This window comes from Achromobacter deleyi (genome assembly GCF_902859705.1).
Lineage (GTDB): Bacteria > Pseudomonadota > Gammaproteobacteria > Burkholderiales > Burkholderiaceae_B > Achromobacter > Achromobacter deleyi.
This window is the reverse complement of sequence record NZ_CADIJO010000016.1, coordinates 64142-76986: the sequence shown is the minus strand read 5'-3', so window position 1 is coordinate 76986 and position 12845 is coordinate 64142. Positions and strand designations below refer to the sequence as shown.

At 64.4% G+C, this 12845-nt stretch carries 15 protein-coding genes and 1 pseudogene; 14 read left to right on the top strand and 2 right to left on the bottom strand.

What is annotated here, in order from left to right; translation table 11 throughout:
* Positions 1-36 precede the first annotated feature (36 nt).
* Positions 37-435, bottom strand: coding sequence for a Cd(II)/Pb(II)-responsive transcriptional regulator (gene cadR, locus HV798_RS21450; protein WP_003098965.1), 399 nt, complete (start codon positions 433-435; stop codon positions 37-39).
* 91 nt (positions 436-526) lie between these two features.
* Between cadR and HV798_RS21445 the strand changes: the two genes are divergently transcribed.
* The 9 genes from HV798_RS21445 (at position 527) to HV798_RS21405 (ending at position 8734) form a co-directional block, all read left to right on the top strand.
* Entirely contained in the window at positions 527-3439 is a 2913-nt protein-coding gene (locus tag HV798_RS21445; RefSeq protein ID WP_003098961.1) for a heavy metal translocating P-type ATPase, read from the top strand.
* Between the two features lie 3 nt (positions 3440-3442).
* Positions 3443-3943, top strand: a complete 501-nt coding sequence (lspA, locus tag HV798_RS21440) for a signal peptidase II (protein WP_003098955.1) — start codon at positions 3443-3445, stop codon at positions 3941-3943.
* Between the two features lie 336 nt (positions 3944-4279).
* On the top strand, positions 4280-4591 hold the full coding sequence (locus HV798_RS31960; RefSeq protein ID WP_003108988.1) for a hypothetical protein: 312 nt from the start codon (positions 4280-4282) through the stop codon (positions 4589-4591).
* A 337-nt stretch (positions 4592-4928) separates the two neighbouring features.
* Complete coding sequence (locus HV798_RS21430) at positions 4929-5141, top strand: hypothetical protein (RefSeq protein WP_003116833.1); 213 nt, start codon at positions 4929-4931, stop codon at positions 5139-5141.
* A 21-nt stretch (positions 5142-5162) separates the two neighbouring features.
* A complete protein-coding gene (locus tag HV798_RS21425; RefSeq protein ID WP_003116832.1) occupies positions 5163-5555 on the top strand; it encodes a hypothetical protein in 393 nt (130 codons plus the stop codon).
* A 182-nt stretch (positions 5556-5737) separates the two neighbouring features.
* Positions 5738-6424, top strand: coding sequence for a hypothetical protein (locus HV798_RS21420; RefSeq protein WP_003116830.1), 687 nt, complete (start codon positions 5738-5740; stop codon positions 6422-6424).
* Between the two features lie 83 nt (positions 6425-6507).
* Positions 6508-7245 (top strand): DUF5983 family protein, encoded by a 738-nt coding sequence (locus HV798_RS21415; RefSeq protein ID WP_003116829.1) that lies wholly within the window; start codon positions 6508-6510, stop codon positions 7243-7245.
* 97 nt (positions 7246-7342) lie between these two features.
* Positions 7343-7621, top strand: a complete 279-nt coding sequence (locus HV798_RS21410; protein WP_003116828.1) for a hypothetical protein — start codon at positions 7343-7345, stop codon at positions 7619-7621.
* Between the two features lie 288 nt (positions 7622-7909).
* Positions 7910-8734, top strand: a complete 825-nt coding sequence (locus HV798_RS21405; RefSeq protein WP_003098941.1) for a hypothetical protein — start codon at positions 7910-7912, stop codon at positions 8732-8734.
* A 261-nt stretch (positions 8735-8995) separates the two neighbouring features.
* Here HV798_RS21405 and merR read toward each other — a convergent pair whose 3' ends face one another.
* Positions 8996-9403, bottom strand: coding sequence for a mercury resistance transcriptional regulator MerR (merR, locus tag HV798_RS21395; RefSeq protein ID WP_003098939.1), 408 nt, complete (start codon positions 9401-9403; stop codon positions 8996-8998).
* Between the two features lie 71 nt (positions 9404-9474).
* Between merR and merT the strand changes: the two genes are divergently transcribed.
* The 5 genes and pseudogenes from merT to HV798_RS31950 form a co-directional block, all read left to right on the top strand.
* Positions 9475-9825, top strand: coding sequence for a mercuric ion transporter MerT (merT, locus tag HV798_RS21390; protein WP_003116827.1), 351 nt, complete (start codon positions 9475-9477; stop codon positions 9823-9825).
* Positions 9826-9837: 12 nt separating this feature from the next.
* Positions 9838-10125 carry a mercury resistance system periplasmic binding protein MerP gene (merP, locus tag HV798_RS21385; RefSeq protein WP_003116826.1) on the top strand — a complete coding sequence of 96 codons (288 nt, stop codon included), beginning with the start codon at positions 9838-9840 and terminating at the stop codon, positions 10123-10125.
* A gap of 10 nt (positions 10126-10135) precedes the next feature.
* On the top strand, positions 10136-11824 hold the full coding sequence (gene merA, locus HV798_RS21380; protein ID WP_003098932.1) for a mercury(II) reductase: 1689 nt from the start codon (positions 10136-10138) through the stop codon (positions 11822-11824).
* Between the two features lie 18 nt (positions 11825-11842).
* Positions 11843-12358: a Tn3 family transposase gene (locus tag HV798_RS31955; RefSeq protein WP_003098931.1), complete on the top strand. Its 516-nt coding sequence runs from the start codon at positions 11843-11845 to the stop codon at positions 12356-12358.
* Positions 12322-12840, top strand: a pseudogene (locus HV798_RS31950) (Tn3 family transposase); the annotation flags it as partial. The gene HV798_RS31955 and the pseudogene HV798_RS31950, both read left to right, overlap by 37 nt.
* Between the last annotated feature and the right edge of the window lie 5 nt (positions 12841-12845).

Genomic DNA, 12845 nt, shown 5'->3' with positions numbered 1-12845 from the left:
CCCGATCACTTCCAGCACCGATGACACGCTCGAGCTTCAGGCGGGCTCGGCCAAGCTGTTGAGAATGCCGCACTCGCGCGAGGTTCGGGCGCTATCGCAGGAGCGTCGCAGATCCATTAACTCGCGCTCCAAGGCGCGCAATTCCTTCATCTTGGTCCGCACTTGCGCGATATGAGCGTCGACCAGCGCGTTCACCTCGCCGCAGCCCAACTCTGGCCGATCCCGTAAGTTCAGCAGTTGACGGATCTCATCCAGCGTCATGTCCTTCGCCCGGCAGCGGCGGATGAACAGCAAGCGCTGCAAATGGACTTCGTCATAGAGCCTGAAGTTGCCCTCGCTACGTGCAGGCTCGGGCAGCAAGCCTTCTGACTCGTAAAAGCGCACGGTCTGCACCAAGCAATCTGCCTTCTTGCCCAGTTCACCGATCCGCATCATGGTTGCTTCCTATAAAAAACTTGACTCTATATCTACTAGAGGTTTTCTAATGATGGCATCCGGGGAAAACCTTGTCAATGAAGAGCGATCTATGAACAAAGAACCTTCCAGCCCATGCGCCTGCTCCGGCGGCAATGGCCAACAGACGGCGTGCGCCAGTGAGCAGGCCAGCACTGAAACCACCGTTTTCCACGTGAGCAACATGGATTGCCGCAATGAGGAAGCACTGGTGCGGCGAACGCTGGAGGGCATGCCCGGTGTCGAGCGGCTCCTGTTCGATCTTCCGCAGCGTTTGTTGACCATTTCGCACCGCGAAGTCTCGGCCGATGCCTTGGAGCAAGCGCTGAATTCGGTGGGCATGAAGGCTCAGGCTGTCCGAGACGCCGCCGTGTCGACCACCTACCGCATCGAGAACATGGACTGCCCGAGCGAGGAGAAACTCATCCGCTCGCACCTCGGGGCAGTCGAGGGAATTCAGGACCTCGACTTCGACCTCGCTGAGCGCACCCTGTCGGTGAAACACCTCGCTCAGGCACGCGCGCAGATGGAGCAGGTCCTGGCCTCGATCGGCATGCGCGCCAAGGAGCAGACCTTCGGCCACACGGGGCCGATCGAAGCCGCGGCTGTGATCCCATCCTCGGCCCTGCAGCAGCAACCAACCGCTGCCGTTTCCGCGCCGCCGATCGGCGAGCGGGTGACGTACCGGATCGAGAACATGGATTGCCCGACGGAAGAAGCGCTGATCCGCGACCGGCTGGGCAAGCTGCCGGGTGTGACCGCGCTCGACTTCAATCTGATGCAGCGTGTGCTGGGAGTCCAGCACACGCTGGCGACCTCAGCGCCGATCGAGAAGGCGCTTGCTTCCATTGGAATGCAGGCTGCGCGGCAGGACATGCAGACAGCCACCACGGTACTTCGCATCGCGAAGATGGACTGTCCGACCGAGGAAAGTCTGATCCGCGGCAAGCTGCAAGGCATGCCGGGCGTGCAGGGAATGGATTTCAACCTGATGCAGCGCACGCTCACGGTTCGGCACACACCCGACGCGATCAAGCCGGCAGTCGAAGCCATCGAATCGCTGGGCATGGAAGCCGAGGTCCAGAGGACTGATGAGCCGCGCGATGCCCCGGTGGCCGCGCACAAGACCAATTGGTGGCCGATGGCGGTTTCGGGCGTTGCGGCGGTGGCCGCCGAAGGCGTGTACTGGGTCAACGACGGCAATCATTGGGCCGTGATCGTGCTGGCACTGGTTTCGATCTTCACCGGCGGCCTCAGCACCTACAAGAAGGGCTGGATCGCGCTGAAGAACCTCAACCTGAACATGAACGCCCTGATGGCCATCGCGGTCACCGGCGGCATGGCGATCGGCCACTGGCCGGAGGCCGCCATGGTCATGTTCCTGTTCGCGTTGGCGGAAGTGATCGAGGCGAAGTCGCTGGACCGCGCCCGCAACGCCATTCGGGGGCTGATGGACTTGGCGCCCGAGACCGCGACCGTGCGGCAGGCCGATGGCTCATGGACAGAGCTGCCGGCCAAGGAGGTCGCAAAGGGCGCGGTGGTCCGCGTGCGTCCTGGCGAGCGCATCGCACTGGACGGCCTGATCACCTCGGGTCGATCGGCCATCAACCAGGCGCCCATCACCGGCGAGAGCCTGCCCGTCGAGAAGGCCGAAGGTGACCAGGTCTTCGCCGGAACCATCAATGAGACCGGCTCTTTCGAATACAAGGTGACCGCAGGCGCCAGCGACTCGACGCTCGCGCGCATCATCCATGCCGTGGAGTCCGCGCAGGGCAGCCGTGCGCCCACGCAGCGCTTCGTCGACCAGTTCGCCCGCGTCTACACGCCGGCGGTGTTCGCGGTGTCCGTGCTGGTTGCCGTCGTGCCGCCGCTCGCCTTCGGCGGCGCATGGTTTGACTGGGTCTACAAGGCCCTGGTACTGCTGGTGATCGCCTGCCCCTGCGCTCTGGTCATCTCCACGCCGGTCACCATCGTCAGCGGCTTGGCCGCTGCCGCCCGACGCGGCATCCTGATCAAGGGTGGCGTCTACCTGGAGGGCGGGCGCAAGCTCAAGGCGTTGGCCCTGGACAAGACCGGCACACTCACACATGGCAAGCCCGAGCAGACCGACTTCGTGCCGCTGATCGGCGAGGCGCAGGAAGTTGCCGCCTGGGCCGCAAGCCTCGCGGCACGCTCGGACCATCCTGTGTCTCAGGCCATCGCCCGCAAGGCGAACCGTGACGGCATCGCGCTGCACGAGGTCGACGACTTCGCGGCGCTGCCTGGCCGCGGCGTGCGCGGCCGCGTCGCCGGGCGCATGTTGCACATGGGCAACCACAGGCTCGCCCAGGAGCTGGGCCTGAGCGAAGCGACGCTCCAGGCTCGGCTGGAGACCCTGGAGCGCCAAGGCAAGACAGCGATCCTGCTGATGGACGATGCGACCGTGCTCGGCATTTTTGCAGTGGCCGACACCGTGAAGGAAACCAGCCGTGAGGCGGTGGCCGACCTGCAGGCGCTGGGTGTGCGCACGCTGATGCTGACGGGGGACAACCAGCACACGGCCGCGGCCATCGCTGCCCAGGTCGGAATCTCTGAAGCCCGTGGTGACCAACTGCCCGAAGACAAGCTCAAGACCATCGAAAGCCTGGTCGGCGGCGAGGGCCAGGTGGGCATGGTGGGCGACGGCATCAACGATTCGCCCGCGCTCGCCCGTGCCGACATCGGCTTCGCCATGGGCGCGGCCGGCACCGACACCGCGATCGAAACAGCCGACGTCGCCCTGATGGACGACGACCTGCGCAAGATCCCCGCCTTCATCCGGCTGTCGCGTAGCACTGCGGCGATCCTCACGCAGAACATCGTTCTGGCCCTTGGCATCAAGGCGGTGTTCCTTGCGTTGACGTTCACAGGGCATGCCACCATGTGGATGGCTGTGTTCGCTGACATGGGGGCAAGTCTTTTGGTTGTCGTCAATGGGCTGCGCCTCCTGAAGTTCAAGGCGGCATGAACAATGGATGAACCATCTCTTCGCAAGACGCAGTGGTACTCACTCGCGATCGTTATATTCGCCGGCGATCAGGCAGCTAAGAGCTACATTGACGCGACAACTCCCTTGGGTTGGTCGCACGAGGTGGCGTCATTCTTCAACCTAGTTCACGCTCTCAATCCCGGCGCGGCGTTCAGCTTCCTTGCTGGCGCGGGCGGCTGGCAGCGGTGGTTTTTTCTGGCGATCGCGTTCGCAATATCGGCATGGCTCGCATGGCTGCTCTCCCGGCCGCTGCGCAAAACGGAAGGCCTTTCGTACAGCCTCATTCTGGGCGGCGCATTGGGCAACGCGTTCGACCGCGCCACGCGCGGGCACGTTATCGACTACATCGACTTTCACCTGCACGGCTGGCACTGGCCCGCCTTCAACATCGCTGACATGGCCATCGTGGGCGGGGCGATCGCGCTGGTGGCCCAGTCGTTCATGAGCGTGGAGAACCCGGCCGCCACAAAGGAGTCCCAGTGACATTGGGACGATCCGGAAATTCGCAATGCACACGGTGCAGGACACCAATCTGAAGAGAACGGCCCCCAGCATGAGCGGCCGCGGCTTGGCCCTCATGCTAGCGCCCACCGCCGCTTTTGCTGCAACGCCCTGTTGCGATGGCGGCGATTGCTGCAACGACGTCGCAATGCCTTGCTGTGAATAAACAGCACGCAAGCCAGTTGACCTGGCAATTATGAAAGTCCATCACGGCGATGCTGGCCTTTTTCGTTCCAATGAGCCGTCACGGAGAGGTGATGATGAAGCTATGCCGGGATCCTGCAAGCTTTAGGACGGTCTTCTTTACCGCATAGCGATATGCTGATGTCACCCGTTCGCCTCGCCTGGCAAGTACAAGTAGTTCGTCGCGGTTTTCTGGCCGTGTCCGCCCGCTTCGCTGGCCCTTTTGCCCCAAACAAGCGCAATCATGCCTGCGTTACCACCAAAGTTCGCCCCCGCCAGTTGCTGTTCCTAAAGGGCATCAAGCTCAACGCCATCGCCGACCGGCCAGCGTATTTCGCATCGCTGCGTGCCCGTCGGGGCCAGCCCATCGTCATCCTCGCAGAGCTGGGACCGGACGAGGCATTCGCCCTGTGGAAGCAGCATGTACTGGGCGACAGGCCTCGCTGACCCAGTTTCGCCTCATCCTCCTGACAGCCCCGCACTTATTGCGGGGCTTTCTTTTTTCCGCGTTCGCCAATCGGGGCTGTTGCAAATGCCGATTTCCGGCTGACGCGGCTCGCCTCGCGCATGAAGCTGCCCGCATGTGTCGCTGATTCGTCAGCACCATGCCAGCAGCCAGAGTTTCCAGGCTGCCGCGGATTCTTTCCGCGCTACCCGCCAGTCCGCCATCGCATCGAGTCTGCGGACGCGCGTCACCCGTGACGCCGATGCTTTTTTCTCAACCGCGTGCGGGAGCTGCCATCCCGTGAGGGACGAGGCCCCGCTTTTTCCAAGGAGCCCGTCCATGTCCCAGCAAGCCTCTTTCGGCCAGTTGGCCTTGATCCATTGCGGCAAGTTCCTGCCGCTCGAAATCCTGCATAGCGCCGCCGGCCACTACATCGGCACGCGCGATACAGAAGGTCCCGTTTCGCGGGAATCCTGCCAGTACTTCCGCAGCTATGCCGCGGCTCAACGTGCCCTCGAAAGAGGCGGCTGGTCCCAGCTCGCCACACCCTGATCCAACTGGAGGAACCACGTCATGAACCAGCTTTTGCCCCAGGAAGTCGTCGATCAGATCATGCGGGAAGAGCAGCATTTCGCCGCCGCGCCCCAAGCCTTCTTCGAGGTCTGGAAGCGCGGCGTCGAGATCGCAGGCCCGCAATGGTTTGGCGACGGCACGCGCGAAGGCCTGAACCAGGCAAAGAGCAAGTGGGATCTGCGTCCCGACATGCTGCGTGCCAACGACGCACTCGGCGTCCTGAGCAGCGGGGAACGCATGTTCCTGTCCGCCATGTTCAGCTTCTACAACGCGCGCGAGGGCGGTGCCATGCTCAAGCGCTGCCACTTCCAAGGACTGTCGGACTTCGATGGTCTCGATCTGCAACGTCGCCAGGTGATCGCCGACCTGCTGCTGAACTACAGCGGTTGGTGAGCCGGTCCCTGGCACACCTTCATCACTGCGTTCACGGGACCCCATGAGGGACATGCGCCTCGTTCGAGGCCATGTCCCTCGCGTTTTCTCCCCGCCCAGCGCCATCCGGCATCAGGCGGTTTCCCCTGCGGATGCCATCGTCCGCAAGGGCTGGCTCCGTTCATTCATCGAAAGGAGCCTTCATGGCCAACAACTACTACGAAGCCACCGGCGTTCTCGTGCTCGACCGTGTGACGCCCGTCATCCAGGCGCTGTTCGGCGCCTTCGCGCTGGACGAGAGCCACCCCGGCAACGGGCAGGCCTACATCGCCCAGATCGCCGAGACCACCAATCCGCAATGGCCGGACGTGCTCGATGGCCTGGAAGACCTGGCCACGCAACTCGGTATTCCGATGCCGGACGACGAAGGGCTGTCGATCCCGCCGCTGCTCGAACTGCTCGCCGTGCACTTCCGTGCCGATGAGGACGAAGAGCTGGGGAACTTGATCGACCGTCATTCGTTCGAGGACACCGCCGATCTCGACGCATTGTTTCTGATCGCCACCCGGTTCGATGACGGGCACCACCTGACCGCCATCCAGTTCGAGGGCTGCTGGTACTGCAGCAAGCCGCGGCTGTTCGAGTTCGGCGGCAACGGCTGCTACCTGAGCCGCGAGGTCCGCTTCATCAGCTCCTCCTCCCAGGCCCTCCAGCTCGGCGACCAATTGCGCAAGACCATTGTGGCCGCCGACATCGAAGAGGCTTCGGCCCTGATCGCGCTGGAGACCATCAATCTGCTGGCGGGCGTCAGCGACGAGCCATTCCGCATGAATTTGCGCCGGCGCGTCGCCGAGCGATTGGCCCAAACGCCAACGATCAGCGTCACCTGACGCTGTTTCCTTTCTTTCCACCCACCGGGGTCAATTCCCGGTGGCGGGGATTTGCTCCATCATTATTCTGTTGGAGAAATCCCATGTCCCAGAATCCCAATCCCTTTCTACGCGGCTACTGGAATCTGAAAATCGTCCGCACGCTGTCCATCAGCTACGAGGACGGAAGCCCGCATGTTTGGCGAAACATCCACCCGAGCCAGCAGCACCTCTGCGACGCGGCGCTGGTTTCTTCTCCTTGCATCATCACCAGCGACTTCGCGGTGGTCAGGACTGGCACCGAACCTGTCGGCGCCGCACTGATCGCCGAATGCGACGCGGCTGAAGGGGGCAGCGGCGAAGGCATGGTGGGTGCCGTGGTGTACGCGATCCACGGCGACGACTTCGACGGCCGCCCCGTCCACATTGGCGACACCTATTCGGCCGAGGCCGCACGGGAAGTCGTGCAGCGGTTGAGCTTCGAGACCGGCTACTACAGCCGGTGCTGGGAAATCAGCAGCGCGCACATCAGCCGCGAAACCGGCCAGTACCTGGCCAACCTGGCTGACCTCGCGACGCCGGAGGCCTTTTTGTTCATCGCGTTCCGGATTCCCTACAGCCCGGCGATCGGCGTCAAGCTGATCTCCACGCCCTGGACGGACCAGCACCTGCAGGACGTCGAGGGGATCGCCGCCGAGCAGCTTCGGCAGGAGCACCGCAGCAAGGGCATGCCGGACGAGCTGGCACAGATCCTTGAACTGGCCGGCCAGGCCGACGTGCGCATCCTCATCCTCGATGCCGACGCACCCGTGTTGCCGGGCCTATCGCTGGCCGGCGAATAGCTGCCACACACATCCCCGGCCTTCCTTGTCCTCACCGCATGCCGGCCCGGTCTCCCGCCAGAGAGCCGGGCCGGCGCACTTTCACAGGAGCGATCCCATGTTCCCCGACCTCATCACACCCGCATCCGACTTCGAGCACCAACTCGGAGCCTGCGTCAACGCCATGAGCCAGGAAGATGCCATCGGCCAGATCCTGGTATTCGAGCGCATGAGCGGCACGCTGCACATGCGCCATATCGCCAGCGCCGACCTGGTGGACACCGACGTGGACGACTACGAAATGGTCGTCTTCGACGGTGGCAACACAAGCGGCGACACGTGGAAACACGTGTTCTTTCCGCGTCAGCGCGAGCACTACTTCGTGTACCAAGCCTGATTCCTCCAGCCCCTTTCGAGGGGCTTTTTCTTGCCCGCAGCACAGGAAAACGGTTGTGGTGCGGTGCCGTTTCCTGCGGGCAGGCAGACCGCCCCAGGGCCATGCTTGCCCCATGTTCGTCGGCGTTGCCGGCACATGCCCAGGCAGTCGAGACCTTCGAGGCTGCAAGCGCGGGAAACCGTGCTGGTCGTTTCTTCCTACGGACCTACCGCGTCCATCCACGCCACCCACAAGGGACCTCTCCCTTGCGGGCGGGGAATCCCTTGTTTTTCCTCAAGGAGTTTCCCCATGGATCGTTCCCTCATCAAATCCATGATGCCTTCGCTGGTCGCAGGCCATGTGCCCCGCAACGTGCGGTCGTTCAAGTACCGCGTGTTCGATGATCAGCCGCTGTCCTCAACGCTGGGCTTCGCCATCGACCCCCAACCCTTCGACGGCAAGGTGGTCGCCGCGACCGACGATGCCATCGTCGTCAAGCTCAAGCCTTCCGAGTTCGCGGTGCTCGATCCCAGCCTGGTGACCACGGTTCCTGCCGAAGGCGCCAAGGTGCATGTCCAACCCTATGCCCGTCGTCGCTTCGACGGACTGCGCGCGGACACGCCGGAGGTCATCACCGAGGAGACTTCGGACGGCACGCCGTACACCATCACGAGGCACATCCTCGGCTCGGCGCCGGCCAAGCTGCCCATTCCCACGCCGCAGTGCATGGAGTTGGGCCAGCTCATCGAGCAGTTGGAGGAGATGCCGGCCCCCGATCGCTTCCGGCGCATCACCCACATGCTGGTGGATGCCGGTGCCCGCGACTTCACCTGGGTCGATCCCACGCCCTCCAAGATCATCGAGACCCCGCCGGCGATCAGCTTCACGGTCTCGACCGCGAAGTTCGAGGGCCGGGTGACGATCCTCTACGACCGCGGCGGAGACACCTACGTGGTGGAACTGCACCGTCAGAACGGTGAATCGGTCGAACTGGTCGATCGGCACGACGAGGTGTATTTCGACATGCTCGGCGAAGTGCTGGAGAGGCTCATCGACGACGGGCGCTGGCGCCAGATCGACGTGAGCATCCTCGACGCGAAAGCGGCCCGCAAGCGCCAGGCCGTCCCGGCATGACGCCCCGCAGCGAAACCGGGCGGTCCTGCGGCTGACCCGAGGCATCCGCCACGGCGTTCCAGCCGTTCCGGCCGCGTGCACTACAGGCCCTTCATCCCATCGGATGGAGGCCTTTCTCATTCTTCCACACAGGAGATTTCATCCATGTCACTGCGATTCAAAGGCGCTGACCTGCGCCCCGTGCTGACCGAAGCCATCGCCAATCAGGGGTCGTCTCAGAAAACGGAAAAAAATCGTACGCTAAGAGCCGAAGTGGGCCCTTTAGCAGCAATGCAAAGCTGCGATCAACGGGCAGGAAACATTGCCATGGTGCGCGTTGCACTCTCTCACTAGCGTCGACAGGGCCTCTTCCATCCGCGTGAGGTCCGCCATGCGTGCGCGCACATCGGCCAGCCGGTGAGCAGCCAGTTCGGCCGCCTCGCTGCAATGGGTGCCGTCCTCCAGTTTCAGGAGCTGGCCGACTTCATCCAGGCTGAATCCCAGGCGCTGGGCTGACTTCACGAACTTCACCCGCGCCACGTCCGCCTGCCCGTAGCGGCGGATGCGACCGTAGGGCCGCTCCGGCTGGGGTAGCAAGCCCTTGAGCTGATAGAAGCGGATCGTCTCCACGTTGACCCGGGCTGCCTTGGCGAAGGCCCCGATGGTCAGATTCTCTTGAGCGTTCTCCATGGCGCTTGACTCCGTAGTTGACTACGGAAGTAACGTTACAGCATCAAGCGAAGTCCCGGAAGGAGAACCTTATGTCGGAACCCAAGAACGGCTGCGGCGCACTGGCGACCGGCGGCGTCGCGGCCGTCCTCGCCTCGGCCTGCTGCCTCGGCCCCCTTGTCCTGGTCGCGCTCGGCTTCTCTGGCGCGTGGATCGGCAACCTGACCGTGCTGGAGCCGTATCGGCCGATCTTCATCGGCGCAGCGCTCATCGCGCTGTTCTTCGCCTGGCGCAGCATCTTCCGACCAGCCCATGCCTGCAAGCCCGGCGACGTTTGCGCCGTGCCCCAAGTGCGGACTGCCTACAAGGTGATCTTCTGGATCGTGGCCGCCCTGGTTCTGGTTGCCCTCGCGTTTCCCTACGTCCTGCCGCTGTTCTACTGAAAGGAGATCACCATGAAGAAACTCACCACCCTCACCACCCTCATCGCCCTGGCCGCCGCTCTAAGCGCGCCCGCCTGGGCTGCCACCAAGACCGTCACCCTGTCGGTGCCCGGCATGACCTGCGCCGCGTGCCCGATCACGGTCAAGACGGCTCTGTCCAAGGTCGCCGGCGTCGAGAAGGCCGAAGTCAGCTTCGAGAAGCGGGAGGCCGTCGTCACCTTCGACGAGGCCAAGACCAATGCCGACGCCTTGACCAAGGCCACCGCAAACGCGGGTTACCCGTCCAGCGTCAAGCAGTGAGGGCGTAATCATGGCCGAGGCGATCACCCTCCACATCGAAGGCATGACCTGCACGTCGTGCGCCGAGCACGTCCAGCAGGCTTTGACGAACGTGCCCGGCGTGCGCGCGGCCTCGGTGTCCTATCCGCAGCGGCAGGCCGAAATCGAGGCGGATGCAGGCGTGAGCGTGGCCCCGCTGGTTGCCGCAGTGGCCACGCTCGGCTATCGCGCACGGCTTACCGACACGCCGAACAAGCCTGCCGGCCTGCTAGACAAGGCGCTGGGCTGGCTCGGTGGCGAAACGAAGCATGTTGGCGGTGAACAAGCGCTGCACGTGGCTGTGATAGGCAGCGGCGGCGCGGCGATGGCGGCTGCCTTGAAGGCCGTGGAGCAAGGCGCCCGCGTCACGCTGATCGAGCGCGGCACCATCGGCGGCACCTGCGTCAATGTCGGCTGCGTGCCGTCCAAGATCATGATCCGCGCCGCGCACATCGTCCACCTGCGCCGCGAAAGCCCGTTCGATGCTGGCCTGCCGGCCGCAGCGCCCGCTGTACTGCGCGAGCGGCTGCTGGCCCAGCAACAAGGCCGCGTCGAGGAGCTGCGCCATGCCAAGTACGAAGGCATCCTGGCAAGCACTCCGGCCATCACCGTGCTGCGCGGCGAGGCCCGGTTCAGGGACACGCGCACGCTGACCGTGGCGACCGCTGACGGCGGCACGCACGAGGTGAACTTCGACCGCTGCCTGATTGCCACCGGCGCGAGCCCGGCGCTTCCGCCAATCCCGGGCCTTGCGGACACACCCCACTGGACCTCCACCGAGGCGCTGGAAAGCAGCTCGCTCCCCGAGCGGCTGGCCGTGATTGGTTCCTCCGTGGTGGCGGTCGAGTTGGCGCAAGCCTTCGCCCGGCTGGGCAGCCAGGTCACGATCCTGGCGCGCAGCACGCTGTTCTTCCGAGAAGACCCGGCCATCGGGGAAGCCGTAACAGACGCCTTCCGCGCCGAGGGCATCGAGGTGCTGGACCACACCCAGGCGAGCCACGTTGCCTATGCGGGCGGGGAATTCGTGCTCACCACCGGGCAGGGGGAAGTGCGCGCCGACAAGCTGCTGGTCGCCACCGGTCGCGCGCCGAACACGCGCAGCCTGAACCTTGAAGCGGCAGGCGTCGAAGTCAATGCGCAGGGAGCCATCGTCATCGACCGCGCCATGCGCACGAGCGCACCGCACATCTTTGCTGCCGGCGACTGCACCGACCAGCCGCAGTTCGTCTATGTGGCGGCGGCGGCCGGCACGCGCGCCGCGATCAACATGACCGGCGGCGACGCGGCGCTGGACCTGACGGCGATGCCGGCGGTGGTGTTCACCGATCCGCAGGTGGCGACCGTGGGCTACAGCGAGGCGGAAGCGCACCACGACGGCATCGAGACCGACAGCCGGCTGCTGACGCTCGACAACGTGCCGAGGGCGCTCGCCAACTTCGACACGCGCGGCTTCATCAAGCTGGTGGCGGAAGCTGGCTCAGGGCGGCTGATCGGCGTACAGGCGGTCGCGCCGGAAGCGGGCGAACTGATCCAGACGGCCGCGCTGGCGATCCGCCACCGGATGACCGTGCAGGAGCTGGCCGACCAGTTGTTCCCCTACCTGACCATGGTCGAGGGACTGAAGCTCGCGGCGCAGACCTTCAACAAGGACGTGAAGCAACTGTCCTGTTGCGCCGGATGAGGAAAAGGGAGGTGTTCGATGAACGCCTACAGCCGCGCCAACCGCCGCATCTACGCGGCCTTGTCCGATCCCCTGTCGGCCACCCACCGGCACCGCCTCGACGATCTGCTCAAGCGCCACGACAACGGCAAGACGACCTGGCTGGCCTGGCTGCGCCAGTCGCCCGTCAAGCCGAACTCGCGCCACATACTCGAACACATCGAGCGCCTCAAAGCCTGGCAGGCGCTCGACCTGCCTTCCGGCATCGAGCGGTCGGTGCACCAGAACCGCCTGCTCAAGATCGCCCGCGAAGGCGGCCAGATGACGCCCGCCGATCTGGCCAAGTTCGAGGCACAGCGCCGCTACGCGACCCTGGTGCGCTCGCCATCGAGGGCATGGCCACCGTCACCGACGAAATCATCGACCTGCACGACCGCATCCTGGGCAAGCTGTTCAACGCTGCCAAGCACAAGCATCAGCAGCAGTTCCAGGCGTCCGGCAAGGCGATCAACGCCAAGGTGCGGCTGGCCACCTCGATCAAGCAGGGCACGGTGACGGCCTCGCTGATGCTCAGGAAACTCGGCAGCTACCCGCGCCAGAACGGCCTGGCCGTGGCGCTGCGCGAGCTGGGCCGCATCGAGCGAACGCTGTTCATCCTGGACTGGCTGCAAAGCGTCGAGCTGCGCCGCCGCGTGCATGCCGGACTGAACAAGGGCGAAGCCCGCAACGCGCTAGCCCGCGCCGTGTTCTTCAACCGGCTGGGCGAAATCCGCGACCGCAGTTTCGAGCAGCAGCGCTACCGGGCCAGCGGCCTCAACCTGGTGACGGCGGCCATAGTGTTGTGGAACACGGTCTATCTGGAACGGGCCTCAAACGCCTTACGCGGTCACGGCCAGACTGTCGATGACGCCCTGTTGCAGTACCTGTCGCCGCTGGGCTGGGAGCACATCAACCTGACCGGCGATTACCTCTGGCGCAGCAGCGCCAAGATCGGCGCGGGCAAGTTCAGGCCGCTACGACCGCTGCAACCGGCTTAGCGTAC

What these genes read in the sequence shown, in the direction of transcription:
- cadR (WP_003098965.1), bottom strand. Translation starts at nt 435, where the DNA reads ATGATGCGGATCGGTGAACTGGGCAAGAAGGCAGATTGCTTGGTGCAG.
- HV798_RS21445 (WP_003098961.1), top strand. Translation starts at nt 527, where the DNA reads ATGAACAAAGAACCTTCCAGCCCATGCGCCTGCTCCGGCGGCAATGGC.
- lspA (WP_003098955.1), top strand. Translation starts at nt 3,443, where the DNA reads ATGGATGAACCATCTCTTCGCAAGACGCAGTGGTACTCACTCGCGATC.
- HV798_RS31960 (WP_003108988.1), top strand. Translation starts at nt 4,280, where the DNA reads ATGCTGATGTCACCCGTTCGCCTCGCCTGGCAAGTACAAGTAGTTCGT.
- HV798_RS21430 (WP_003116833.1), top strand. Translation starts at nt 4,929, where the DNA reads ATGTCCCAGCAAGCCTCTTTCGGCCAGTTGGCCTTGATCCATTGCGGC.
- HV798_RS21425 (WP_003116832.1), top strand. Translation starts at nt 5,163, where the DNA reads ATGAACCAGCTTTTGCCCCAGGAAGTCGTCGATCAGATCATGCGGGAA.
- HV798_RS21420 (WP_003116830.1), top strand. Translation starts at nt 5,738, where the DNA reads ATGGCCAACAACTACTACGAAGCCACCGGCGTTCTCGTGCTCGACCGT.
- HV798_RS21415 (WP_003116829.1), top strand. Translation starts at nt 6,508, where the DNA reads ATGTCCCAGAATCCCAATCCCTTTCTACGCGGCTACTGGAATCTGAAA.
- HV798_RS21410 (WP_003116828.1), top strand. Translation starts at nt 7,343, where the DNA reads ATGTTCCCCGACCTCATCACACCCGCATCCGACTTCGAGCACCAACTC.
- HV798_RS21405 (WP_003098941.1), top strand. Translation starts at nt 7,910, where the DNA reads ATGGATCGTTCCCTCATCAAATCCATGATGCCTTCGCTGGTCGCAGGC.
- merR (WP_003098939.1), bottom strand. Translation starts at nt 9,403, where the DNA reads ATGGAGAACGCTCAAGAGAATCTGACCATCGGGGCCTTCGCCAAGGCA.
- merT (WP_003116827.1), top strand. Translation starts at nt 9,475, where the DNA reads ATGTCGGAACCCAAGAACGGCTGCGGCGCACTGGCGACCGGCGGCGTC.
- merP (WP_003116826.1), top strand. Translation starts at nt 9,838, where the DNA reads ATGAAGAAACTCACCACCCTCACCACCCTCATCGCCCTGGCCGCCGCT.
- merA (WP_003098932.1), top strand. Translation starts at nt 10,136, where the DNA reads ATGGCCGAGGCGATCACCCTCCACATCGAAGGCATGACCTGCACGTCG.
- HV798_RS31955 (WP_003098931.1), top strand. Translation starts at nt 11,843, where the DNA reads ATGAACGCCTACAGCCGCGCCAACCGCCGCATCTACGCGGCCTTGTCC.